Raw genomic sequence first — 24,821 nt, forward strand, 5'->3', positions numbered from 1 at the left:
GACATCGTGCCACCCGGCCGGCTCCGGCAGAACGTCGGCGGAGAGGAGGGCCTCTGCGTCGGCGGGCGAGGGACCGCGCTCTCGGCGTGCGTTCTGCAGGAGCCCGCAGACCTCTCCCGGGGACTGGTCAGGATCCGGCACCGCGATTTAGGATGTTCACGTTCACATACCGTGCGAAGACGCACACCTCCGCGGCCCTGCGGATCGTGCCTCGACGCCGCATCCGATCACGAGGGCCTATCTGCATGAGACGATCACGATCGGCGGTGAGGACCGCTCTGGCGGTCGCGACCGTCGCCGCCACGGCGCTGCTCGGCGCCACGGTCCCCAGCTCCGCCTTCGGAGCCACCGAGACCCCGCTCCTCCACTACACGTTCGACACCGCCCCCACCGGCACCACGGTCGCCGACACCAGCGGCAACGGCTACAGCGCGACGCTGCGCGGCTCCGGAGCCCAGTTCCGCAACGGGCTCATCAGCCTCCCCGGCGGATCCGCCGCGGCCGCCCCCTACCTCGAGATCCCCACCGCCGGCCTCGTCGGCAAGAAGGACCTGACCTTCTCCACCTGGCTCGCCCACAAGGGCGGCACGGGCAACGTCGCCGCCGCGTTCGTCGGAGCGCCCGTCGCCTCCGGCGCCTCGTTCTCCTCCGGCTACTGGCTGCTCAACCCGAGCAACCTCTCCGGCTACACCAAGTCGGTCGTCACCAACTCGGTCAACGCGGGCGCTCCCTACAACACCGAGGTCGGCGCCGGAGCGACGGGCACCCCGACCGTCGGCGCGCGCACCCCCTCGGGCCTCTCGCTCTACACGACCGTCATCGACGGCTCGACCGGCAAGCTCACCGTGTACGTCAACGGCGCGCAGATCTCGCAGAGCACGATCGCCCGCGACGTCTCCTCGTTCGGCCCGTCGCTCGTCGCGTACATCGCGCGCTCGACCTACAACGACCCGGGCTGGAACGGCGAGATGGACGACTTCGCCGTCTACGACAGCGCCCTCAGCAGCAGCTCCGTGCAGGCGCTCTACTCCTCGCAGGCCCTCGACCGCGCCGTCGCGTCGGTCACGGTGCCCACGGAGGCGACCGCCGGCTTCACGGTGCCCACCACCGCCAGCGGCGTCGGCATCACCTGGACGTCGAACAGCGCGGCCGTGGCCATCACCGGCGGCACCGCGACCGTCACGCGCCCCGCCGCGGGACAGCCGGACGCCACCGCCACCCTCACCGCCACCTACAGGGTCGGCACCGAGACCCGCTCGGTCGACTACACGGTGCGCGTCGCCGCGCAGCTGGACGACGCGACGAATGTCCAGCGCGACCTCGCCGCGATCGCCATCCCGAACGTCGGCGACATCCGGACGAACGTCTCGGTGCCCACCACCGGCACGCTCGGCTCGAGCATCGCCTGGAGCGTCGTCAGCCCGAGCGGGGCGACCGTCCGCGACGGCAGCGCCGCCGGCACCCGCACCATCGACGTCGACCGCCCCGCGACCGGGAGCCCCGCGATCGACGTGGTCGTCCGCGCGACCGCGACCAGCGGATCCACCACCCGGACCCGCGACTTCACCCTCCGGGTGCAGCCGCTCCCCGCCGGCACCGACGACACCGAGGCGTACGTCTGGGCGTTCTTCACCGGAGAGGGCGACGGCGCCGAGCGCATCAGCCTCGCCGCCTCGAAGGGCAACGACGCGCTGAGCTGGAACACGCTGAACGGCGGCAAGCCGGTCTTCACCTCGAACCTGGGGACGATGGGCCTGCGCGACCCGTTCATCATCCGCTCGCACGAGGGCGACAAGTTCTTCATGCTCGCCACCGACCTGAAGATCGACGGGCTCCCCGGCGGCTTCGACACCGCGCAGAAGTCGGGCTCGAAGTACATCGAGGTCTGGGAGTCGACCGACCTGGTGAACTGGTCCGCCCAGCGCCACGTCAAGGTCTCCACCGACTTCGCCGGCAACACCTGGGCCCCCGAGGCGTACTGGGATGACGAGCTCCAGACCTACGTCGTCTTCTGGGCCTCGAACATGTACCCGACCACGAACACGGCCGATCGCGCCTCCGTCACCTACAACCAGATGATGTACGCGACGACCGAGGACTTCACCTCCTTCTCGGAGGCGAAGCCGTGGATCGACGTCAAGCGCGGCGCCGGCAAGGGCACCATCGACTCGACGGTCGCGAAGGACGGCGACACCTACTACCGCTTCACCAAGGACGAGGCGTCGATGACCCTCCGCGAGGAGAAGAGCACCGACCTGCTGGCCACCGTCTCGGGCTCGCTGCCCGGCACCGGCGGACCGGCGGACGAGTGGTCGCTGGTCAAGGAGAAGGTGGCCTCGGGCCTGCCCAACGGCGAGCCCGGCAAGACCTTCACCAGCGGTGAGGGCCCCAACGTCTTCCCCGCCAACGAGGGCGACGTGAACGGCCTCGACTGGTTCCTCTTCATCGACCAGCCGAACTACCACGACGGGCCGAACCACTACATCCCGTTCGGCACCGACGACCTCGCGAACGGCGACTCCTGGCAGCCGCTCGGAGCGAAGCTCCGCACGGGCCTGCCGCAGAACGCCGACGGCGGCAAGCCGCGCCACGGCACGGTCATCCCGGTGACGCGCTCCGAGTACCAGAAGGTGCTCGAGGGCTACGCCCCCGGCCTGGCCGTCGCCTCGGTCGCTCCGCTGACCGCGACGACCACGGTCGGCACCGCGCCGGTCCTGCCCCGCGCCACGATCACGACCGCCGCCGGCACCACCAGCACGGTCGACGTGGCCTGGGACGCCGTCGCGCCCGCCGCCTACGCCACGGCCGGGACCTTCACGGTCTCGGGCGTCGCGCAGGACGCGTCGCGCATGCCTGTGCAGGTCACGGTCACCGTGCAGTCCTCGCTGAAGGTGAGCGCGACCGCCACGTCGCGCTGCGTCGCCGGCAAGGTCGTGCTGACGGTCGTCGGCAAGAACGGAGACACGGTGCCGATGGACGTCTCGATCAGCACCCCGGAGGGCGTGAAGACGATCGCCGGCGTGAAGCCGGGCGCCTCCGGCTCCGCCGCGTTCACGGTGCGCTCGACGCAGCTCGCCGCGGGCGAGGCGACGGTCACCGGCACGGCCACGGTCGGCGGCAAGACCGTCACGGCCACGGCCACCGCGCCCTACAGCGCGCGCAGCTGCGGCTGACGCACGGCACTCCTCGGGAGCCCGTCGCACCTCACCGGTGCGGCGGGCTCCCGTCGTCGTGCGGGGGGAGCCGGGAAACCGCCCTGACGCCGAGACGCCGCCGCCTCGGCCGCGCTTCGACGGACGGCGCGGCGCCTCGTCACGCGGGCGGGCCCGGGGCGGCCCGCCCGGCGTCATCCGGCGACGGCTGCCTGCCCGGCTTCGAGCAGGTCGCGGACGCTGCGCGGCTCGCGTCCGAGGAGGCGCCCGAGCTCGGGGCCGGTGCCCGCGAAGAAGCCGCGCTCGGCCGCCCGGTGCATCCCGAGGGTGAAGCGCACGAGGAACTCGGACTGACCCGCCGCGACGCGCGCGGCGACCCACTCGTCGTCGCCGAGGACGCGCAGCTCGACGGGCCGCCCGCCGACCTCGGCCGCGATCCCGGCGATCTCCTCGAACGTCGGAGCCTCCGTCGCGGTCAGCATGATCGGCCCGTCCTGCGGGCTCCCCGAGAGGAGAAGCCGGGCGGCCGCCTCCGACTCGTCCTCGCGGGCCGTCCACGAGACGCGACCGTCCGAGGGGACCTCGATCACGCCGGTCTCCCGCCACGGTCCGAGGAACAGACCCAGGCTGTGCGCGTAGAAGCCGTTGCGGAGCGACGTCCAGGCGAGTCCGGACTCGGCGAGCAGGCGCTCGGTCGCCGCGTGGTCCCGGCCCGGGCCGAAGGGGGTGTCGGCGGCGGCGCCCTGGTGGCTCGTGTAGAGGACCCGTCCGACTCCTGCCGCGACGGCCGCCTCGACGGCGGTGCGGTGCAGGGCGACGGCGTCGGCCCGCGGATCGCTCGAGGAGACGAGGAGCAGTTGATCCGCTCCGTCGAAGGCGCCCGGGAGGGAGGCGGGGTCGGCGTAGTCGCCGACGCGCACCTCCACTCCGCGCTCCGCGAAGCGGGCGGCCTTCGAGGCGTCGCGGGCGACGACGGCGATCCCGGAGGCGGGGACGGAGTCGAGGAGGTGGTCGACGGTGGCGCCGTTCAGAGCGCCGGTGGCACCGGTCACGATGATCATGGGGAGAGCCTTCCGATGAGGGGTATCAGCGATACCACGAGGAAGATAACCACGGAATTCCCTTGATAGCAACCGTGCGCTACCGTCGATACGTGACCAGCCCCACTCCTCCGACCGACACGCGCCTGCGCATCGTCGAGGCGGCCGCCGGCCTCCTCCGCGACGAGGGCCCCGCCGCCGTCACCACGCGAGCGGTCGCCCAGGCGGCCGGGCTGCAGGCCCCGGCGATCTACCGCCTCTTCGGCGACAAGGACGGCCTGCTCGAGGCGGTCGCGGAGCACGTGCTGGCCACCTGGGTCGACTCCAAGGCGCGGACGGTCGAAGCGGCCGTCGCCGGCGGTGTCGACCCGGTCGAGGACCTGCGCTCGGGCTGGGCCGCGCAGGTGGAGTTCGGCCTGGCCAACCCCGCGCTCTTCCGCCTCCTCAGCGATCCGGGCCGCGCCTCCGGATCGCCGGCCGCCCTCTCCGGGCGGCGGGTCCTCGCCGCCCGCGTGCAGCGCGTGGCCGCCGAGGGCCGCCTCCGCGTGCCGGAGGAGCGCGCCGTCGGCCTCATCCAGGCGGCGGGCACCGGCGTGGTCACCACCCTGCTCTCCACCCCCGCCGCCGACCGCGACCCCGGTCTCGCCGACGCCGCGCTCGACAGCGTGCTCGCGGGGATCCTCACCGACCCGCCCTCCCCCGGCGACGGCGGGCGGCTCACCGCCCTCGTCGGCGTCCGGGCCCTCGCACCGGAGCTCGCCGGCCTCACGCCCGCGGAGCGCCTGCTGCTCGCGGACTGGCTCGACCGTGCCCTCGCGGCGGCCGCGCAGGAGTGACGAGCACGCAGGAGTGACGGGCGCGCAGGAGTGACGGGCGCGCTTCCACCACAGGAGAGACGAGCGCCGTCCCGCCGCGGGAACGACGGCGCCTCCGTCCCGCAGAGACGCGGGCCTCGCGGCTAGGCGCGCCTGCCGTCGGGCGGGAGGATCGACGCCTGGATGAGCGGCACGGGGCAAGGAGGGCATGTTGAAGCTGTGGAGCGCATCGAACGCGTTCCTCTACCTCGGCAGCGTCAAGGAGAACGACTTCCTGCAGAACGTCTCCGAGCTCGTCGGGGACTACGACCGCGAAACGACCTCCGCCAGCTATAACAAGGGCGTCCGCTCAACCTCGACCGCCTTGAAGCGCGAACGGATCCTGACCGTGGACGAGCTCGGAGCGATGCCCCGCGGCCGCGCCGTAATGCTCTCCACCGGATCGAGGGCCGCGCTGCTGCGCACCGTGCCCTGGTACGAGGGCACGAAGGAGAAGGTCGCAGCGATCAAAGCCAGACGTGTTCTCGGGCGCGGACCGGCTCGTCGCTGACGAATGTGCTTGTGCTACGCGCTGCGGCGGGAGATGAGCGAGTGCTCGACGACGATCTCGCTCGGGTGCGCCGGAGGGCCGTTCCGGATGCGCTGAGCGAGGAGGTCGACGGCCGTCTTGGCGATCTGGCGGCTGCCGGGATCGATCGTGGTGAGGGCGGGTATCGCGTAGGCGGCGGCGGTGACGTTGTCGAAGCCGACGACCGCGATGTCCTCCGGTACGCGGATGCCGCGAACGTGCAGCGCGTGCAGTGCCCCGAAGGCCAGGGTGTCGTTGAAGCAGAAGACGGCGTCCAGAGGGACGCGGGAGTCGAGCAGCTGCGTCATCGCGACGGCGCCGTCGGCGTGGTGCCACTCGGTGGCGACCGCGACGAGGGCGGGGTCGAACGGGATCGCGTTCGCCTCGAGGGCACCGCGGTATCCGTCCAAGCGGAGTGCTGCGGCGCTGACGGATCCGCCGGCGGGGTTGCTGCCGATCGCGGCGATGCGCCGGTGTTGGCGGTCGATCAGGTACTGCGTGGCGGTGGCCGCGGCGGCTGTGTTCGCCATGGTCACGTGATCGACCGGGCCGTCGAAGATCCTGTCGCCCAGGAGAACGAGTGGGCGGTCCCCGACGAGTACTTTCTCGTCTCCGGGGCCGAGTGCGTGAGGCTGGAAGATCAGTCCGTCCGACAGCTGGCGGCTGGAGCCGGAGAGGACGGCGATCTCGGCGTCTCGGCGCGCTCCGGTCTGCTGGATGATCACGGTCCAGCCGTGCCGCTCGGCCTCCGACATGATGACCGTCGCGAGCTGGCCGAAGTACTCGATCGCGAGATCCGGGATCGCGAGGGTGATGAGCCCGGTCTGGCCGGTGCGCAGTCCGCGCGCGGAGACGTTGAGTTGGTATCCGAGATCGCGGACTGCCTTGAGGACGAGATCGCGGGTCTCGGGTCTGACGTTGGCGTTGCCGCTGAGCACGTTGGAGACCGTGCGAGCGGTGACGCCTGCAGCAGCGCCGACATCGGCCATGGTCACCGGGCGGGTTCGCGATCGCGGCATCGGCATCATCCCTCCCATGAGCGTTCCCCGATCATCCCAGGTCGACGGTCGGCGAGAGGCGCACGGTCACCCAGGCGATGGCGGGGATCCGGAACGAGAGGACGCCGTCGGACAGCGCAACGGCGAGGAGTCGCGGAGTGACGGTGTCGGGGAGCTCCGCCGAGTTCGTCGCGAACGGGTCCTCGTGTCGGAGGATCAGCGCCTCCGTCACGGTGAGGGCGGGGAACGCGGTGAGGTCGACCGTGGTCTCCGTGACGCCGTCGGTCGCGCGGTTGACGATCATCAGGTCGAGGGAGCCGTCGGCGTGTGCCGCTGCGGCGAAGGCGAGGACGGGAGCGGAGTCCTCGCCCCCTCCCGTGCTGTCCGCCTCGACGACGGTCCGGAGCGCGGTCGCGCCGGCGGAACGCCGTGCCTGGGCGAACGGCCAGAAGGTGCTCTGCCGCCAGGCGGGGCCGTCCGGTTCGGTCATGATCGGACCGATGACGTTCACCAGCTGAGCCATGCTCGCTGCACGGACGATGTCGGCTCTGTTGATCATGCTGATGAGCATGTCGCCCACGACGACGGCGTCCGCTGCCGTGTAGCGGTCCTCGAGGAGTCGGGGCGCCTCCTCCCATTCGAGCCCTCCGGCGACGCGCTCGTCGTGGGCGACGAAGTCCCACACGTTCCACTCGTCGAAGGAGATGGCGATCGGACGCTCTGATCGCGTCTGTGCGCGCACCTGTCCGATCGTGTCGGCGATGGCGGTGATGAAGCGGTCCATCGCGACGCCGGAGGCGAGGAACGCGGCCAGGTCGCCGTCGTAGCGGAAGTACTGGTGGCAGGACACGAAGTCGACGTGCTCGATCGTGTGCAGCAGTACCTCCTGCTCCCAGGCTCCGAAGGTGGCCATCCGGTCGTTCGAGCTGCCGCAGACGATCAGTTCGAGGCAGGGGTCGAGTGCGCGCATGGCGGCGGCGGTGCGGGCGGCGAGACGCCCGTACTCGTCGGCGCTCAGGTGGCCGATCTGCCACGGCCCGTCCATCTCGTTGCCGATGCACCAGAGACGGATGCCGTGCGCCTCGTCGGCGCCGTTCGCGCGCCGCTCGTCCGAGAGAGTGGTGCCGCCGGGGTGGTTCGCGTACTCCAGCAGGTGCAGGGCCGAGCGGATTCCGTCGGTCCCGAGGTTCAGCGCCATCATCGGCTCGACGCGTGCCGCCCGGCACCAGCGGACGAACTCGTCGACCCCGAAGCGGTTCGGCTCGACGGTGTGCCAGGCAGGATCGAGCCGGACGGGACGGTCCTCGACCGGACCGATGCCGTCGCGCCAGTCGTACGCCGAGACGAAGTTACCGCCCGGGTAGCGGACGGTCGTGACCCCGAGCTCCTCGACGAGCGCGAGGACGTCGGTGCGGAATCCGTCGGCGTCGGCACTCTCGTGCGAAGGATCGAGCAGGCCGCCGTACACGCCTCGGCCCAGGTGCTCCACGAACGATCCGAAGAGCCGCGGATCGATCGTCCCGACCGTGAAGGCGGGGTGCACGATGCCGTGCGCTCGGTGGACGGGGTGCGAGGTCATGGCCATTCCGTTTCATCGATGAACTGGTGCGCACAGTATGCACGCCTCGACCAGCACACCGCGATCCGAAAGGGATGGTGTCGAATGTTGACGGGGTCGGCCCGGCGGCTCTACTATCGCCGACAGCGGTCCTCGATTTCATCGATGAAATGCCTGCACCAGGTGGCCGAGTCAATGAAGACAGTGAAAGCGAGGCACGTCGTGAGGCGTCACAGCACCCGGATCAGCATCGTCGCAGCGGTCACAGCCGCGACTGCGGCCCTTCTTCTCAGCGGCTGCACGCCGTCGTCCGCGGGAGGCGCCTCGGCCGGGAACGGCGGCGACACCTTGACCGTCTGGCACTACTACTCCGTCGACGGCCAGACCGCCGGACTCGAGGAGCTCGCGTCGGACTTCGAATCGACGCACGAGGGGGTCGCGGTCGAGAACGTCTACGTTCCGTTCGACCAGCTGACGAACAAGCTCGTGCAGGCCGCGGGAACGGGCACCGGCCCCGATGTGGTCGTCTACAACGCCGCCGACACCTTCACCCTCACCGAGGCGAAGGCCATCGAGCCGATGAACGAGTGGTGGGACCAGTACGCCGACGCCGGGCAGTTCCCCGACGCCGTCGTGCAGAAGGTCGGCGACGACGTCATGGGCGTGCAGGGCTTCGTGAACCTGATCGGCCTCTGGTACAACCAGGACATCCTCACCGAGCTGGGTGTCGAGGCTCCCACCACGTTCGAGGAGCTCGAGGCGGATCTCGCCTCGGCCACGGCCGCCGGCAAGGACGGCATCACGCTGACCGGCAAGGCGAACTCCGAGGGCGAGTGGCAGGCGTTCCCGTGGCTCTCGCGTGCCGGGTGGGACTACGCCGCACCCGAGCAGCAGCCTCTGCAGGACGCGTTCGCGATGGTGCAGGACTGGACCGCGAAGGGCTACCTGACCAAGGAGGCGGCGACGTGGGACCAGACGGTCCCTTTCCAGCAGTTCGCCGCGGGGAACACGGCCTTCGCCGTCAACGGCAACTGGCAGATCACCTCGGCCGAGAAGGACGCCGCGTTCGAGTACGGGGTCGTGCCGATCCCCGTCGGTGAGGGCGGCTCGGTCTACCTCGGCGGTGAGGTGCAGAACGTGGGCGCCTTCTCCGAGAACAAGGCGCTCGCGCAGGAGTACCTCGAGCAGGAGTTCTTCTCGAAGCAGGGGCAGCTGACGCTGCTCGACGCCTTCGGCTCGATCCCCGCCCGTGCCGATGCAGCTGCCGACGACAAGGTCGGCAGCGACCCGATCCTTTCCCAGTTCGCGGCGATCCTCCAGGACGACGGCCACACCTCGCCTGACCCGGCGATCCCGTCCGAGAACGTCGCGAAGGTGCTGCAGACCGTCGGTGAGTCCTGGAGCGCGGCGGTCGCCGGCAGCGGGACCCCCGAGCAGCTCTCGAGCGACCTGATGACGACCCTGACGCCGCTGCTCCAGCAGTAGCAGACCCCGACGAGAGAATGGAGCGACCGTGAGCAGCACCTCGACCACGACCCGGAGACGATCCGGCGTCGGCGGCGGCCGACTGGGCTTCGCCGCACCGGGAGGAGTGCTGCTCGCGGCGCTGTCGCTCTACCCCATCTACCTGCTGATGAGGATGAGCGTCAGCGAGGTCAGCTCCGGAACCCTCAACGGGGACTGGCCGTTCGTCGGAGTGCAGAACTTCCTCGCGCTGCTCCAGGGCTCCGACCTCGGCGGCGCCACGCTGCGCACCGGGGCCTTCGTGGTCCTGGTCACGGTCGTCGGGGTCGTCGGAGGACTCGGAGCGGCGATCGCCCTCCGTTCCTCCCGGCTGGGCAGTGCCTTCCTCCTGGGGATGATGGTGTTCATCTGGGCCATGCCGCCCGTGGTGAACGGCAGCATCTGGAAGTTCCTCCTCGCCGATCAGGGTCTGGTCAACACGCTCGTGCGGGCGACCGGCCTCTCGGCGGAGGGCGTCCCCTTCCTCTACGACGCGAGGTTCGCGCTGCTCTCGGTCGCGATCGTGAACGCCTGGGCCGTCATCCCCTTCAATGCGCTGGTCTTCCGGTCGGCTCTGCTGGGCATCGACCCCGAGATCCTCGAGGCGGCCTCGGTCGACGGCGCGAGCCGCTGGCAGGAGATCCGGAGCATCCTCATCCCCGCGGCGCGGCCGACCGCCGTCATCCTGGCGATCCTGACCGTCGTCTACGCCTTCCGCAGCTTCGACTTCATCTACGTGATGACCGCCGGCGGCCCCGGAGACGCGACGTCCACGCTGCCCTACCTCAGCTACTCCCAGGCCTTCGTCCAGCACGACTACGGACTGGGTTCCGCGACGGGCATCATCGCCCTCGCCATCGTGGCGGTCCTCGCCGTCGTCTACGTCCGATCGACCAGGAGCGAGTCCTGATGAGCACCCTCACCGCCCCCCTGACCCGCCTGCGAGGCGGCGCTGCGACCCGCGTCGCGCGACCGTCCCGCACCCGGGAGCCGGTCGCCTTCACCGTACGCGTGGTGCTCTACGTCCTGTACGGGCTGCCCCTTGTCTGGATCGTGCTCACCTCCCTCAAGCGCCAGGGCGACGTGGTCGGCGGAGCGATCCTCTCGGCGCCCTCCTTCGACGCCTATGCGGAGGCGCTCGCGAACCCCGCCCTCGCGACGGCGCTCGCCCAGTCGGCGCAGATCGCCCTCGGGACCACTGCACTGGTGCTCGCGCTCGGCGTCCCGTTCGCCTACGCGCTGCGCCGCGTCGACGGCGTCGTCGCCGGTCTCGTCCTCGGGCTGCTGATCTTCCTGCAGATGGTGCCGCAGACGGCGAGCATCATCCCTCTGTTCGCGATCTTCAGCAGGCTCGGTCTTCTGGACACCACCGCCGGTCTCGTCCTCGCCGATACGGCGATGTTGCTGCCGTGGGCCGTGCTGCTGCTGCGACCGTTCTTCGCCGCGGTGCCCGACGCCATCGAAGAGGCCGCCTCCATCGACGGGGCCGGTCGGCTGCGCACCTTCTTCGCCGTCGTCGTCCCGATCGTTCGAAACGGCATGGCGACGGTCGGCTCGCTGATCTTCCTCGTCGCCTGGGGCGAGTTCCTCTTCGCGATCAACCTCTTCCTCTCTCCGGTCAACTACCCGATCAGCGCTCTCATCGCGCAGCAGACGTCGGGGTACGGGATCGACTGGCCCGGGCTGATGGCTCTCGCGGTCATCTCCTCGCTGCCGCTGCTGGCCGTCTACGTGCTGTCGTTCCGGCTGCTGCGTGAGGGCCTCGCCGTCGGCAGCGTCAAGTAGCAGTCGTCCTTCCTCTCGTCCCGCGCCACTCTTGAAAGATCCCGTCATGACCTTCTCCCCAGCCCTGCCCGTTGACCCGGCCGCCGGGACCCTGACACCCCTCGCCATCGACCGGGTCCAGCTGGACCCGGAGGGGTTCTGGGGACGTCGGGTCGCCGTCAACGCGACCGCCACCTTCGAGCACAACCTCGGCTGGCTGGAGCGCGCCGGATGGCTGCGCAATTTCGAGCTCGCCGTCGGGGGCGGACTCGCCGAAGGCCGTCGCGGACGCGAGTTCGCCGACTCCGAGGTCTACAAGACCCTCGAAGGGCTCTGCTGGCACACCGCCGGACGTGAGGACCCGGAGACCGAATCGATCATCCGCGCTCTCACCGCCCGCATCGTCAGTGCGCAGGAGAGCGACGGCTATCTCGGCACCCGCTTCGGCCGGCACGGTCAGGCTGAGCGTTACAGCGACCTCGAGTGGGGCCATGAGCTGTACAACGCCGGACACCTCCTCCAGGCCGCGGTCGCGCGACTGCGCACCCACGGTGAGGACGGGTTCACGCAGGCCGCGCGCCGTCTCGCCGACCACATCTGCTCGGAGTTCGGGGCGGACGGCCGCCAGACGGTCTGCGGACATCCGGAGATCGAGGTCGCGCTCACGGAGTTCGCCCGCGCCACGGGGGAGGAGCGCTACCTCGAGCAAGCCCGCGTGTTCTTGGACCGCCGCGGTCACCAGAGCCTGGAAGACGTCGAGTTCGGTCGCGCCTACTTCCAGGACGACGTCCCGATCCGCGAGGCCAAGGTCCTCCGCGGACACGCGGTGCGCGCCCTCTACCTCACGTCCGCGGTGGTCGACGTCGCCGTGGACACTGATGACGCCGAGCTGCTCGCGATCGTCGAGCGGCAGTGGGAGGCCACAGTCGCACGCCGGACCTACATCACCGGTGGAATGGGCTCGCATCACCAGGACGAGGCGTTCGGCGCCGACTTCGAGCTACCCAACGACCGCGCGTACTGCGAGACCTGCGCCGGCGTGGGCTCGATCATGCTCTCGTGGAGGTTGCTGCTCGCCACCGGCCGCCCGCGCTACGCGGACCTGATCGAACGCACTCTGCACAACATCATCGCCACCGCCGTGTCCGAGGACGGCCGCTCCTTCTTCTACGCGAACACCCTCCACCGGCGCGAGCCGGGCGTCGCGTCCTCCCCGGAGGAGCAGTCCAAGCGCGCGGACTCCAGTCAGCGGGCGGCGTGGTTCGACGTCGCCTGCTGCCCCAACAACCTCGCCCGCACCTTCGCCTCGCTGTCCGGCTACCTCGCCACCACCGATGCGAAGGGTGTGCAGCTGCACCAGTACGCGTCCGCCACGATCTCCGCCGCTCTCCTCCAGGGAGACGTCTCGATGGAGGTCTCCAGCGACCTGCCGGAGCGGGGGCGAGTCGCCGTGACCATCACGCGCACACCCGTCGAGCCGTGGACTCTGACGCTGCGGATCCCGACCTGGGCGACGAACGCGGACGTCGTCGTCGTCTCCGCCGACGGGGATGCTGCCGAGACGCCGACCGGACCGTTCCACGGCACGCTCCACCTCGAACGGCGTTTCCGCGTCGGCGACCGGATCGAACTCGACCTCCCCTTCGAACCCGTCCTCGTGCAGCCCGACGAGAGGATCGATGCCACCCGCGGCACCGTCGCCGTCCAGCACGGACCGGACATCCTCTGCCTCGAGTCCGTCGACCTCCCCGCCGGCGCCCACGTCGACGACATCGCCCTGGACGCCGGAGCGGTCCCGATCGCACGAGAGGGGCGTGTGACGCTCGCCGGCAGCGTCGCCGAACGCGACGAGCACGAATGGCCCTTCTCCAGAATCCCTCGAACCCCGCACCGACGGCCGTTGACCGTGGCGCTCACCCCGTACCGGTCGTGGGGATCCCGAGGTCCCGTGTCGATGCGCATCTGGCTTCCCGTGAACCACTCCTGATTCCCGGGCGAGCTCCCACCGCCGGGCGGATCCTCGCTCCTCTGCGGCGGCCGCCGGTCACCGCATCCGCACTTCGACGAAGAAGGCAGGACATGTCCCTCCTCTCACGCAGAGCCTCTCGGCTGCTCGCGGCACTCACGATCGGCGTCATCGCCGCAGCAGGATCGGTGGTGGTCGGCCAGACCGCCGACGCCGCCACCAGTTACCCCTACACGCTCGCCTCCGACAAGATCCGCGCGAGCTTCGCCGCGGACGGGTCGATGCAGTCGCTCAAGATCGTCGGCGACCTACACGACACCGAATACCTGATGAACCCGGACAGCGCTCCGGAGCAGGCCCGCGAGACGAACAGCAAGTACCGCCAGTGGTTCGGGAACCTGATGTTCTCCTACGCGAACGGCACGGGAGCAGTGTCGACCACCGGTGTCGGCGCGAACCCCTGGAAGACCGCGTGGACCTCCCAGTCGGCCGACGGCCGCACCGTCTCGGCGACGTCGAGCAGTGTGACGGTCACCCACCAGAACTCCACCAACGCGGAAGGCGTGAAGGGCTTCACCGTCACCGAGACGTACTCTCTCGCCTCCGACGGCTCCCTGGTCTGGAAGCAGGACGTCAAGAACACCGCGGCCACGCAGCTCGTCATCGGCGACTGGGGTGTCCCCGTTCCCGGCAACGAGCTATGGAGGCAGGGCGACTCGATCTACGAGACCCGGGTCCTCACACACTCCTACGTGGGCAAGAACGGCTCCTACGTCACTCTCGAGCGTCCCAGCGGCCAGGGCCCGTTCATCGCCATGACCGCCGACACCGCATCCGGCTCCGGCTTCGAGTACCAGGACCGCTGGCGCACCGAGGAAGTCGGCAACACCTCCTGGGCCTGGAACTCGGCGAACGAGAGCTCGAACATCAAGGGCCTCAACATCTACTACCCGCACTCCACCGCGATCCAGAAGACCAACCGCGGCTACCTCAGCTCCACCAGTGTCGCCATCGCGCCGGGCGCGACGAAGAGCTACACCTATCGCATCGGCAAGGTCGATGACGACGCAGCACTCAAGCAGACGATGTTCGATCGAGGGCTGCTCGACACCACGGTCGTCCCCGGACTCATCGTGCCCATCGACCGGCGCGCAGAGATGGCGTTCCGGATCAAGGGCACCATCACGTCAGTCACCGCGCGCAACCGCAACGACCTCAAGGGGTCAGCGCCCACGAACCCCGTCGTGACGTTCTCCCGGAGCAACGGCGACTACCGGATCTACGGGATGACCTTCGACCGCACGCAGCTGGGCGCCAACGACGTCACCGTCTCGTACACGGACCAGACCGGCGCCGCGCGGCAGTCCGTCCTCCAGTTCTCCGTGATCGACAGTGTCGCGGGACTCCTCGACACGCATGCGAAGTTCATGGTCGAGAAGACCCAGTGGAAGCCGTCCGACGGACTCTCCGCGAGCGACATCCGCAACTACACCTTCGACGACTGGATGATGAACGCCCCCGACGGCAGCCTCGCCACCACGACGAACGCCCCTCAGGGCCGCCGCAACGAGTACGCCGGCTACTACGGGCTCGGCGACGACTGGGGACTCCCGCACGGCCAGTTCCTCGCGGAGAAGCTCGTCGCCCTGCCCGACGCCACCCAGATCAAGGCCCTCGACGACTACCTCCAGAAGGCCGTCTGGGAGAACCTGATGGGGAACACGTCGCCCAGCGCCGCGCCGAAGTACACCGTCTACGACTTCTGGGAGCAGGGGAAGCCCGGCAGCCTGAACACCACGCCCGGCTACCGCGGCTACGCCTACCCGCACGTCTACAACACGTTCTTCGGCATGTACAACATCGCCAAGCAGAACCCCTCCGCGATCGCCTACGCCCACCCCGCTCAGTGGTACCTGACGACGGCCTACGGGATCTTCAAGGAGCTCTACGAGGGACCCGTCGCCTACAACTGGGAGACCGGACTCATGGGTGAGCTCTCGACACCCGATCTCATCGCCGCATTGCGCGCCGAGGGACTGGACACGCAGGCCAACGACATCGAAGCGAAGATGGCGATCAAGTACGCCAACTTCTCCTCCAACGCCTACCCCTACGGCTCCGAGTACAGCTACGACAACACGGGGGAGGAGGCGGTCTACACCCTCGCCAAGCTCAATGTGAACGATGACAAGACGAACGCCCTGCGCGTCATGCGCGACATCGTCGCCAAGACGGAGGCCGCCCGCGGACGCATGCCCGTCTGGTACTGGTACTCCGACCCCACCACCATCACGGGCGAGAACTGGTGGCAGTTCCAGTACAGCGCCTCCCTCGCCGGCTACACGATGGACGACTACATCAACCACACCGCAGCACTCGAGACCGGAACCACGGCCATCACCGCCGCGCGCCGCGCCGAGCTGCAGCGCCTGAACTACGCCGGCAAGGTCGCAGGACTCGCGACCATCAACTCCGGCCAGATCAGCAACGCGCCGGCCAACATCGGAGCCGCATCGTGGTCGTACCAGGCCGAGCGCGGCAACCTCGGCACCCTCGGGGTCGGCGGAGGCGCGAACGTCAAGCTGAACAACGGCTGGCGGGGCATGACCGGCGAGAGCGATCTCGGACTGTGGGGCACCCTGCAGACCCTCAGCGCCGACGTCGTCACCGATGACCCGATCTTCGGAGTCGTCGGATACGGAGCGGACGTCTCGCGGGACGCCTACTCCACCACCGTCATCCCGAAGGACGGCCTGCAGCGCCGCCTCAACCTGGTGACCCAGCAGCTGTCGGTCGACCTCGAGAACGACGCCTACTCGCAGGCGATCGTCGGCTCGAACAGCGCCGACCTGCGCCTGGACATGCTCAACCGCACCGGCACCGCACACTCCGGCATCGCGGAGGTCAGCGGCCTCGCGCAGGGCAGCTACGCGGTCATCGTGAACGGCGTGCGCCAGCGCACCGTCAACGTCTACCGGCCCGCCTCTCTCGCGGGAACGCTTCCCGCGCCGGTCCGCGTCCCGTTCGATGCGCCCGCCGGCAGCACGTACATCGTCCACCTGGTCTCGACCGCCCCGGGCGCGAATGCGGCGCCGACCGTCAACGCCGGACCCGACCAGGCCGGGCTGTCCCTCGGACTCGATCCGATCCAGCTCAGCGGATCCGCCTCCGACGACGGACTCGGCTCGCCGAACGGAACCCTGACGACGCAGTGGAGCGTGCAGTCTGCTCCTGCCGGTGCCACCGCGACCTTCGCGTCGCCGACTGCTCGCCGCACGTCTGCGTCGGTGAGTACCGCCGGCAGCTACGTGTTCGCACTCCGGGCAAGCGACGGCGTCCTTGCGACCACCGACACGGTGTCCGTGACCGTTCAAGCCCTGCAGCCGCTCCCGGCCGACTGGGTGACCTACACCTTCGACTCATCGTCGAACGGCACCGTCCCCGACGCCTCCGGCAACGGCAACGCGCTCGCGCTCAAGGGGACGGCGGCAACCGCCACCGACGGCACGGCGAGCGTGCTGCGGCTGAACGGAAGCGACGGGGCCTTCGCCCAGCTGCCGTCGGACATCCTGTCACGCTCGAAGGACCTGACCATCTCGATGAGGGTGAAGGTCGATTCGATCTCCACCTTCAGCCGACTGTTCGACTTCGGCAGCAGCACCCAGAAGTACGTGTTCCTCACGCCGAAGTCGACTGACGGGAAGCTAGGGCTCGCCCTCACGACCTCCGGTAATGGAGCGGAGACACGGATCTCGACGAACTTCACGATGCCCGCTGGGCAGTGGACCGACATCAAGGTGACCTTCAAGGCGAATACGAACGGCACGACGACGGGAACGATCTTTGCCAACGGAGTGCAGGTCGGGCAGAACACCGCCATGCCGCTCGCTCCGAAGGACCTAGGCCGCACCAGCGGCAACTTCCTCGGCAAGTCACAGTTCCCCGACCCGTACCTCGCCGGCAGCTTCGACAGCTTCGAGATCGACGGAGTCGTGCGCTAACGACACCCGAAAGACCAGCGCTGAACCGCTCGTCGCCCCCTCCTCACGCGGCGACGAGCGGTTCAGCACCTCTTCCCGCGCACAACTTCTGCGCATCAGCCCTCGCCCGCTGGCGCCACCGAGGGGCGAGCTGGTTGAGGTTGCTCGAGACGTACCCGATCGTGCTGCGGATGTTCATCAGATCCGCGGCAACTGACGTGAACTCCGCGTCCGTGATGACCGCGTCCTCGGCCGTCGCGGACTCGAACGGGGAAGTGCGACGCCCGCAGCGGGTCGAGCAGGCTGTCGCCGGCGACTACTCGCCGTCCTTCGCCCTCGCGCTGATGCAGAAGGACGCGGGGCTGATCCAGGCCTACGCGGACAGCGTCGGCGCACCCGTCCCCGGCGTCGCGACGGCCCGCCACTACATCGACGAGGCGATGGCCGCCGGCTTCGGCGGGGAGAACGCCTCGGCGCTGATCAAGGCGATCGCCGCGGAGGCCGACGTCGACCTGACCCGGCGCTGACCCTCCGCCCCGGGGTGCCCCTGCCCGGCCGTGACGGCCGCCGCAGGGGCTCCCCCGGCACCCTCCCCGTCCCGGCCGCGCCGCGTGCTTCACTGGAGGGATGACCACGCGTGACGACCACATCGCCGACTTCGCCGAGTTCCTGACCGCCTCCCCCTCCTCGTACCACGCGGCCGCCGAGGCGGCACGGCGCCTCGAGGGAGCCGGATTCACGGGGCTGGACGAGACGCAGGCGTGGCCCGCGGGGCCCGGCCGGTACTACGTCGTCCGCGACGGCGCGATCATCGCCTGGCACCTGCCCGAGGGCTCCGGGGCGACCACGCCCTTCCGCATCCTGGGCGCCCACACCGACTCCCCCGGCTTCATGCTCAAGCCCCGGCCGACGATCGGTTCGAAGGGCTGGCTGCAGGCCGGCGTCGAGATCTACGGCGGCCCGCTGCTCAACTCCTGGCTCGACCGCGAGCTCGAGCTGGCCGGGCGCGTGGTCACCCGCGACGGCTCGACGCGCCTGCTCCGGACCGGCCCGCTGCTGCGGATCCCGCAGCTCGCGATCCACCTCGACCGCACGGCGAACGAGGGACTCACCCTCGACCGCCAGAAGCACACCGTCCCCGTGTTCGGCATCGGCGACGCCTCCGAGGTCGACCTGCTCCAGCTGCTCGCCGCGCACGCCGGGCTCGACGACGCCTCCGACATCGCCGGCTACGACCTGCTCACCGCCGACACGCAGGCGCCGCGCCGCTTCGGCCTCGACGAGATGCTCCTCGCCGCCGGGCGGATGGACGATCTCAGCTCCGTGCACGCCGGCCTCGTCGCGCTCCTCGCGGCGAGCGCCGATCCCGCGGCGCCGCCCGCGCACATCAGCGTGCTCGCCGCCTTCGACCACGAGGAGCTCGGCTCGGCGAGCCGGTCCGGAGCGAGCGGGCCGTTCCTCGAGGACGTCCTCTCGCGCATCGGCACGGCCCTCGGCGCCGGCGTCGACGAGCGCGCCCGGGCGATCGCCGCCTCCTGGTGCCTCTCGGCCGACGCGGGCCACTCCGTGCACCCCAACTACTCCGAGAAGCACGATCCCGCGAACCAGCCGGTGGCCGGGAAGGGGCCGCTGCTCAAGATCAACGCGACGCAGCGCTACGCGACGGATGCGCGCGGCGCGGCGCTGTGGGCGGGCGTCTGCGAGCGCGCCGGGGTCGGGTACCAGGAGTTCGTCTCGAACAACTCGGTGCCGTGCGGATCGACGATCGGCCCGCTGACCGCGACCCGGCTCGGCATCTCCACGGTCGACGTGGGAGTGCCGCTGCTCTCGATGCACTCGGCGCGCGAGCTAGCCCACGTGGACGACCTGGTCGCCCTGACCGCGGCGATCGAGGCGTTCTTCACTCCCTGAGCCGGGTCCGGCGCGATCGGGGCACCGCGGCCTGGCGCACCCGCCGGACGGACCCCCGGCTCCGCTCAGTCGCCGGGCGGCCGCCGGCGCTGCTGCTTCGTCTCGGAGCGCTGCTGCTTCGCGGCGAGCCGGCGGCGGGTGGAGCCGCGCGTGGGCCGGGTCGGGCGCCGCGGGGCGGAGGGCGGCGCGAGGGCCGCGGTGATGATCCCGCGGAGCAGCTCGAGGGCCGTCTCGCGGTTGCGCAGCTGCGAGCGCTCCTGCGCCACCGTGACGGTGACCGCTCCGGAGACGAGCCGCCGCCCGAGGCGCTCGAGCAGGCGCGAGCGCTGCTCGTCCGAGAGGGCCGTCGACTCCTCGACGCTCCAGGTGAGCTGCACGCGGCTGTCGGAGGTGTTCACGTGCTGCCCGCCGGGCCCGGAGGAGCGCGAGAACCGCCACTGCAGCTCCGATGCGGGGACGACGAGCCCCGGCCGCACCTCGAGATCCATGCGGCAAGCCTGGCACGCGCCCGCCCCGGAGCGGGAGCGCCGGCGATCCGCTCCCGGGTGCGGTGTCCTCTTCCGGACGTGTCCGCTACAGGCTCTTGTCCCCGCGGTGGTCACGTCCGGACACTGGAGAGGTGCCCGGGCGGGCGCATCGGCCGACTCCTCACTGCCACCCGAAGGCGTCGAGGGGTCGGCCGCACGGCTCGGTCCCGCGGGAGCTCAATCGCGCGGCACCGTCTCGGCGAGGTCGATCTCGCCGTCGTCCAGCGCTCCCGGCTCGAGCGCCTCCGGATCATCGAGCACCGGCTCTCCGGCACCGGCGTCGCCGTCGCGGGTGCGCGAGTCCGCCGCCCACGCCGTGCCGAGCGCGAAGAGCGTCGCCACTCCGTAGTGCTCCATCGCGGCGGCCACGCGGCGGCGGCCGGTCCGCGGATTCATGCCGAGCCGGTGCGACGCGGTCTCGAGCGTGACGCCCTGGCGCATCAGCCGGAGCAGCGGCAGCCAGCTCTGGTCGACCGCTCCGATCGGAGCGGCCTGCCGCCACAGCACCTCGAAGTACGACTCGACCAGACCGGCCAGCGCCGCATGGCGCACGCCGAGCACGCTGGTCGGCTTCGTCTCGCCCCACTCGAACGGGACGGCGAGGTGGTCGCCGTCGACCCAGAACCAGCTCGGCGGGCTCTCGAGGAGCCGGTACTCGACGCCCGCCGCCTGGTACGCCTCCACCCGGGCGAGCACCCGGGGGTCGCGCGCGCCGGCGGCCGGCATGATGACGCGCACCCGGTCCTTCGCCGCGAGCGCGTGCCCGAAGCGGATCGCCCGCTCCGTCGGCGGGTCGAGGAACCGCTCCACGTTCGGGAGCACCGCCACGAGCGAGCCGGAGTCGCGGCGCACCAGGTCGAACCAGAGGTCCTCGGACGCGTGCGGCCCGTGGCGGAGGAGGGTCGGCACGGGATCCGACGTGTCCTCGCCGACCCGCCAGGCGCCGAGCAGCATCGGCAGGCCCGCGACGACGCGCTCGATCCCGTCCAGGGACTCCCTGCCCGCCCGCCGCGCCGACTCGGTGTGCCGGGCGATGGCCGCGGCCGCCCACTCCATCGGCGCCGGGAAGTCGAGCTGCTCGCCCTCGCCGCCCATGAGCCCCCGGCCGCGGAGCCGCTCGATCGCCGCGGCGACCTCGGCCGCGTCGATGTGGGTCAGCTCCGCCGCGTCGGCCAGCGTCGCCGGCCGTCCCCGCAGCAGCGCAGCCAGGAGTCCGTCGTCGTCCATGCGTCTCCTTCGCCGTGGGCCGTCACCCGAGGGTGCCGTCTCCGCGGTCGAGGAGCAAGGGACGCGCGGCGGACGGCGGGGAGCGGCCAGGCGGGGGCGGCGGATGAACTCGTGACGGGCACGGACCTCGGCTCACCTGAGGAGACCAGCCGGAAGATCAGGGCCGTCCCTGGTTCTCCGTCTTGATGCCTCCCCAGGCCTACTGTTCTGCGACGTCCCGTACGCGACCGGACTCCGAGCCCTTGAGAGAGGAGACGTCTGGTCGACTTCAGACGCTCGGGCTCCCGTCGTCGAGGTCCTCGTGGTGGCGGTCGACGTATCCAGCCATGCCGGGGACCGTGAAGGCGATCTGGCCGTGCTCGGGTGAGTAGACCAGTCCTTTGCTGATGAGCGCGGCACGGTAGGGCCCGAGGCTGGTTGTCGGGATACCCATTCGCTGCGTGACGAGAGCGGTGGAGGAGGGTCCCTCACCGTCGGCTGCCATGGCGCGGAGCATTCGTCGCTCTGAGCGCGTGGCTCGCTGCCATCGTGAGCGGAAGAATCCGGCATCGAGCTGTTCGGTCCCGTACTGCACTGCTGCCGTGGCGTCGGCCAGAGTGACAAGACGACTGGAGAGGTTCCATGCGGCCTGCCCGTACTCCTGAATGAAGTACGGGTAGCCGCCTGCGGCTTCGAGGAGAATCTCGAGCGCATCGGGAGCGAACTCAGCGCCGAGCCGCTCCGCGGGCTCTCGGAGAGCGTGCGCCGCATCATCGCGAGAGAAGGTGCCTATCTGTCGATAGTTGAAGAGGCGCTCGGCGTACGAACGCGTCTCCGTGAGGACACGGGGGAGATTCGGGAGGCCGGCGGCGATGATGTAGAACGGCCACTCCCGCTGGTTCGCCGCATGCTGAGCGGCGATGAGCGCACCCATCGTCTCCGCATCGAGGTCCTGCATCTCATCGACGAACACACCGAAGGCACGACGACGCTCCCCCAGAGCGGTGGAAACGTCTTCGACGAGCTCGAGGAGGTCGACTTCAGCGTCGCCGGAGTCGGCACGTCCGTCGTTGAGTGCGACTCCGAGTTCGATCCCCGTTGCACCGACCTTCGCATTGAACGAGGAGATCGTGCCGAGCGCTTCTCGCATCAGCGCCGTCGGCTTCGAGCGGGTGAGCTTGCGAGCGGACACGACGAGCTCTCGAGCCAGGGCACGCCGTACGGCCCGCGCGCCGCCTTCATCCCGACGCGCCTCGAGGCGCACCGTGAGCCACTCGAACGACTCCGCCATGCGGTGCATCTCGTTCAACAGCACCGTCTTGCCGACGCCGCGGAGGCCCGTGAGGACGATGCCGCGATCGCTCATTCCATGCGTGACACGAGCGCGGATCGTGTCGAACGCTTCGAGCTCGCCAGTCCGACCAACGAGCTCGGGCGGCCGCCGACCGGATCCAGGGCTGTAGGGGTTCTGCTCAGGCAACATCTAGCCGATGATAGTCACCTCTAGCCGAAACCTAATTCATCGCTATCGACTGCAATCGTCCGCGCCGGCGCCACGTGGTGGCGACCATGCGATGCTGCGAACCCCCGTTCCAGCTTCCCTTCGAGTCGCCGCCGGGCAGCGCATCGGACCCTGCACGCTGAAGGGCGAGCGCGAGCCATGTCCGCTCCGACCGAGGATCGGCTCGCGCCGTCGATCCGGGTTCGGCCGGGCGCATGCTGCTGCGGTCACTCGGACAGCAGCGGGATCGAGCGGCCCACGCGCCTGCCGTACTCGGCGATGGCGCGGCCGACGGGGAGCCGCTCGGCCTCGTAGCGCTCGAGTGCCTCGTCGACCGGGTGCCGCGCGAGGGAGGCGGCGAGGGCCAGCGCGTCGCCCGCCGCCTTGGCCGCGCCCATGGCCGTGTGCGGCCGCACCGTCACGGCGGCGTCACCGAGGAGGGCGACCCGGCCGCGGACCGTCCGCGGCGGGACGTAGTCGACGATCGCCTGCAGGAAGGGCTGCGACTCGGCCAGGACGGCAGCCGCGAAGGGCGGCGGCAGGCGGTCGACCGCGTCCTCCTCGAGCCGGCGGCGGAGATCGGGAGCGAGATCGCCGGGCGCGAGGGACACGCTCTCCGACGGACGGCCGGACGCCGTCATCACTCCGCGGAGGGCGTCCTCGGAGAGGGGCCGGTACCAGACCCAGTTGTAGCGCCGTCGGCCGGGCTCCACCTCGCCGGCTGGTCCGGGGACGAGGTAGCCGAGCATGTGCTCGCCGGGCGCGGTGTAGAAGGCGAAGCGTCCGAGCAGAGTCGCCGCGGCCCCGGCGGGGAGCGCCGACTCCGGGATCAGCCCGCGCCAGGTCGAGTAGCCGGCGTAGCGGTTGCCCGGCGCCTCGGGCGCGACCGCCGCGCGCACGACGGATCCGAGGCCGTCGGCTCCGATGACGACGTCGAACTCCAGGCCGCTCCCGTCGCGCAGCTCGACGACGACCGGGTCCGTCCCGGTCGAGGGGCGCACCCCGGCGACGGCGTGGCCGAGGAGGTAGCGGTCGGCGGGGATCCGCGAGCGGAGCGTGTCGTAGAGGTGGTCCCACGACACCTGCGTCTGCGGGGAGGGGTCGCGGCCGATCACGCGCCCGGAGCGGTCGAGGGTGATCCGCTCGTGCGCAACGACGCCGACCCGCGCCTCGTCGTCGCGGCCGATCGCGTGCAGGAGGTCGATCAGGTCCTGCTGGGCCACCAGCCCGGCGCCCCGCCGCGACAGGCCCGTCGCCGACCGCTCGAGGACCGTCACGCGGTGCCCGTCGCGGACGAGCAGGGCCGCGGCGAACAGTCCGCCGATCGAGCCGCCGACGATCCCGACGTCGAGCGGGCGCACCGCTCCTCCTGCTGCCATGAGCGCGACCGTACCGGCGAGCGCGCGGCGCCCGTTCCTACAGACGGCGGAACAGCGCCCCTCAGGCGCGGTCGTCCACCCGCAGCGATCGGATCATCCCGCGGAGCAGGCGCGCCGCCGCCTGCCGCTCCTCCTCCGCGAGCCCCTCCAGCATCCGCAGCTCCACCCCGCGGACGGCGGCGGACGCCTCGGCCAGGCTCCGGCGTCCGCGCCCGGTGAGCCGGGCGGGGAGCGCCTTGCCGACGGGAGCCGCGTCGGGGCGGGTGACGACGCCGTCGCGCTCCAGAGTCTGCAGCAGGACGTTCATCGACTGCCGGGTGACGAAGGCGCCCCGCGCGAGCTCCGAGTTCGACAGGCCCGGCCGCTGGGCGAGGAGCTCGAGGCAGGAGTAGTGGGTGACCGTCATCCCGAGCGGGCGGAGCACGGCCTCCATCGCCGCGCGCAGGGCGCTCGACGCCTCCTTGAGGAGGTAGCCGAGCGAGGTCTCGAGGTCGATGCCGTCTTGACTCATGTCAGTATTCTGACATACGCTCCGGTGTGTCAGAAAGCTGACACAACCGAGGAGGAACCCCATGCCCGTCACCGGCCCCGACTTCGTCTCGCTCCAGGTCCGCGACCTCGCGGCGTCCCAGGCGTTCTACGAGCAGTACCTCGGCCTGGTCCGCTCGCCCGCCGGCCCGCCGCACGCCGTCGTCTTCACGACGACTCCGATCGCCTTCGCCCTGCGCGATCTCGCGCCCGGCACCGACCTCGACTCCGCCTCCCGCCCCGGGGTGGGCGCCGCGATCTGGCTGCACGCGACCGGCGTGCAGGAGATCCACGACGCGCTCGTCGCCGACGGGTACCCCGTCGTCGCGGCTCCCATCGACGGCCCGTTCGGGCGCACCTTCACCTTCGCCGACCCGGACGGCTACCACGTCACCCTGCACGACCGCGCCTGAGCGGGACGGTGC

The 24,821-nt window shown here is 70.6% G+C and carries 19 protein-coding genes; 11 read left to right on the forward strand and 8 right to left on the reverse strand.

Annotation, left to right across the window (positions count from 1 at the left end):
• Nucleotides 1-266 precede the first annotated feature (266 nt).
• Entirely contained in the window at nt 267-3,173 is a 2,907-nt protein-coding gene (locus C5C54_RS06520; RefSeq protein WP_181127858.1) for an immunoglobulin-like domain-containing protein, read from the forward strand.
• A gap of 173 nt (nt 3,174-3,346) precedes the next feature.
• On the opposite strand, the gene C5C54_RS06525 is transcribed toward C5C54_RS06520, so the two are convergent.
• Nucleotides 3,347-4,213 carry an NAD(P)H-binding protein gene (locus tag C5C54_RS06525; RefSeq protein WP_104287998.1) on the reverse strand — a complete coding sequence of 289 codons (867 nt, stop codon included), beginning with the start codon at nt 4,211-4,213 and terminating at the stop codon, nt 3,347-3,349.
• Nucleotides 4,214-4,305: 92 nt separating this feature from the next.
• Between C5C54_RS06525 and C5C54_RS06530 the strand changes: the two genes are divergently transcribed.
• Both C5C54_RS06530 and C5C54_RS06535 read left to right on the forward strand, forming a co-directional pair.
• Complete coding sequence (locus tag C5C54_RS06530; RefSeq protein WP_104260519.1) at nt 4,306-5,028, forward strand: TetR/AcrR family transcriptional regulator; 723 nt, start codon at nt 4,306-4,308, stop codon at nt 5,026-5,028.
• Between the two features lie 187 nt (nt 5,029-5,215).
• Nucleotides 5,216-5,557, forward strand: a complete 342-nt coding sequence (locus C5C54_RS06535) for a TraM recognition domain-containing protein (protein WP_104287999.1) — start codon at nt 5,216-5,218, stop codon at nt 5,555-5,557.
• Between the two features lie 14 nt (nt 5,558-5,571).
• On the opposite strand, the gene C5C54_RS06540 is transcribed toward C5C54_RS06535, so the two are convergent.
• Together C5C54_RS06540 and C5C54_RS06545 are read right to left on the reverse strand one after the other, a co-directional pair.
• Nucleotides 5,572-6,594 (reverse strand): LacI family DNA-binding transcriptional regulator, encoded by a 1,023-nt coding sequence (locus C5C54_RS06540; protein WP_104224058.1) that lies wholly within the window; start codon nt 6,592-6,594, stop codon nt 5,572-5,574.
• A 31-nt stretch (nt 6,595-6,625) separates the two neighbouring features.
• Entirely contained in the window at nt 6,626-8,152 is a 1,527-nt protein-coding gene (locus C5C54_RS06545) for an alpha-N-arabinofuranosidase (RefSeq protein ID WP_104247258.1), read from the reverse strand.
• A 201-nt stretch (nt 8,153-8,353) separates the two neighbouring features.
• Between C5C54_RS06545 and C5C54_RS06550 the strand changes: the two genes are divergently transcribed.
• The 7 genes from C5C54_RS06550 (at nt 8,354) to C5C54_RS06580 (ending at nt 19,255) form a co-directional block, all read left to right on the forward strand.
• The gene (locus C5C54_RS06550; protein WP_181027149.1) at nt 8,354-9,616 is read left to right on the forward strand and encodes an extracellular solute-binding protein; all 1,263 of its coding nucleotides are present in this window, start codon (nt 8,354-8,356) and stop codon (nt 9,614-9,616) included.
• A 28-nt stretch (nt 9,617-9,644) separates the two neighbouring features.
• Nucleotides 9,645-10,544: a carbohydrate ABC transporter permease gene (locus C5C54_RS06555; protein WP_104247247.1), complete on the forward strand. Its 900-nt coding sequence runs from the start codon at nt 9,645-9,647 to the stop codon at nt 10,542-10,544.
• Complete coding sequence (locus C5C54_RS06560) at nt 10,544-11,419, forward strand: carbohydrate ABC transporter permease (protein WP_104224039.1); 876 nt, start codon at nt 10,544-10,546, stop codon at nt 11,417-11,419. Before C5C54_RS06555 ends, C5C54_RS06560 begins: the two co-directional genes overlap by 1 nt.
• Nucleotides 11,420-11,465: 46 nt before the next feature.
• Nucleotides 11,466-13,385, forward strand: coding sequence for a glycoside hydrolase family 127 protein (locus C5C54_RS06565; RefSeq protein WP_104225865.1), 1,920 nt, complete (start codon nt 11,466-11,468; stop codon nt 13,383-13,385).
• A gap of 92 nt (nt 13,386-13,477) precedes the next feature.
• Nucleotides 13,478-17,365, forward strand: coding sequence for a DUF5695 domain-containing protein (locus tag C5C54_RS06570; RefSeq protein ID WP_104257467.1), 3,888 nt, complete (start codon nt 13,478-13,480; stop codon nt 17,363-17,365).
• Between the two features lie 170 nt (nt 17,366-17,535).
• Entirely contained in the window at nt 17,536-17,871 is a 336-nt protein-coding gene (locus C5C54_RS06575; RefSeq protein WP_146078797.1) for an NAD-binding protein, read from the forward strand.
• A gap of 100 nt (nt 17,872-17,971) precedes the next feature.
• Complete coding sequence (locus tag C5C54_RS06580; protein ID WP_104260523.1) at nt 17,972-19,255, forward strand: M18 family aminopeptidase; 1,284 nt, start codon at nt 17,972-17,974, stop codon at nt 19,253-19,255.
• A gap of 65 nt (nt 19,256-19,320) precedes the next feature.
• Here the strand turns inward: C5C54_RS06580 and arfB are convergent, their stop codons facing one another.
• From arfB to C5C54_RS06605, 5 genes are all read right to left on the reverse strand, one after another.
• Complete coding sequence (arfB, locus tag C5C54_RS06585; protein WP_104224044.1) at nt 19,321-19,743, reverse strand: alternative ribosome rescue aminoacyl-tRNA hydrolase ArfB; 423 nt, start codon at nt 19,741-19,743, stop codon at nt 19,321-19,323.
• Nucleotides 19,744-19,959: 216 nt separating this feature from the next.
• Entirely contained in the window at nt 19,960-21,009 is a 1,050-nt protein-coding gene (locus C5C54_RS06590) for a hypothetical protein (RefSeq protein ID WP_104269565.1), read from the reverse strand.
• Nucleotides 21,010-21,277: 268 nt separating this feature from the next.
• The gene (locus tag C5C54_RS06595; protein ID WP_104225860.1) at nt 21,278-22,471 is read right to left on the reverse strand and encodes an ATP-binding protein; all 1,194 of its coding nucleotides are present in this window, start codon (nt 22,469-22,471) and stop codon (nt 21,278-21,280) included.
• 245 nt (nt 22,472-22,716) lie between these two features.
• Nucleotides 22,717-23,868, reverse strand: a complete 1,152-nt coding sequence (locus C5C54_RS06600; protein WP_219812165.1) for an FAD-dependent monooxygenase — start codon at nt 23,866-23,868, stop codon at nt 22,717-22,719.
• Nucleotides 23,869-23,929: 61 nt separating this feature from the next.
• The gene (locus tag C5C54_RS06605) at nt 23,930-24,379 is read right to left on the reverse strand and encodes a MarR family winged helix-turn-helix transcriptional regulator (RefSeq protein WP_104263257.1); all 450 of its coding nucleotides are present in this window, start codon (nt 24,377-24,379) and stop codon (nt 23,930-23,932) included.
• Nucleotides 24,380-24,440: 61 nt separating this feature from the next.
• Between C5C54_RS06605 and C5C54_RS06610 the strand changes: the two genes are divergently transcribed.
• On the forward strand, nt 24,441-24,809 hold the full coding sequence (locus C5C54_RS06610; RefSeq protein ID WP_104288001.1) for a VOC family protein: 369 nt from the start codon (nt 24,441-24,443) through the stop codon (nt 24,807-24,809).
• Nucleotides 24,810-24,821 lie beyond the last annotated feature (12 nt).

Source organism: Rathayibacter sp. AY1F2, assembly GCF_002930885.1.
Taxonomy (GTDB): Bacteria; Actinomycetota; Actinomycetes; order Actinomycetales; family Microbacteriaceae; genus Rathayibacter.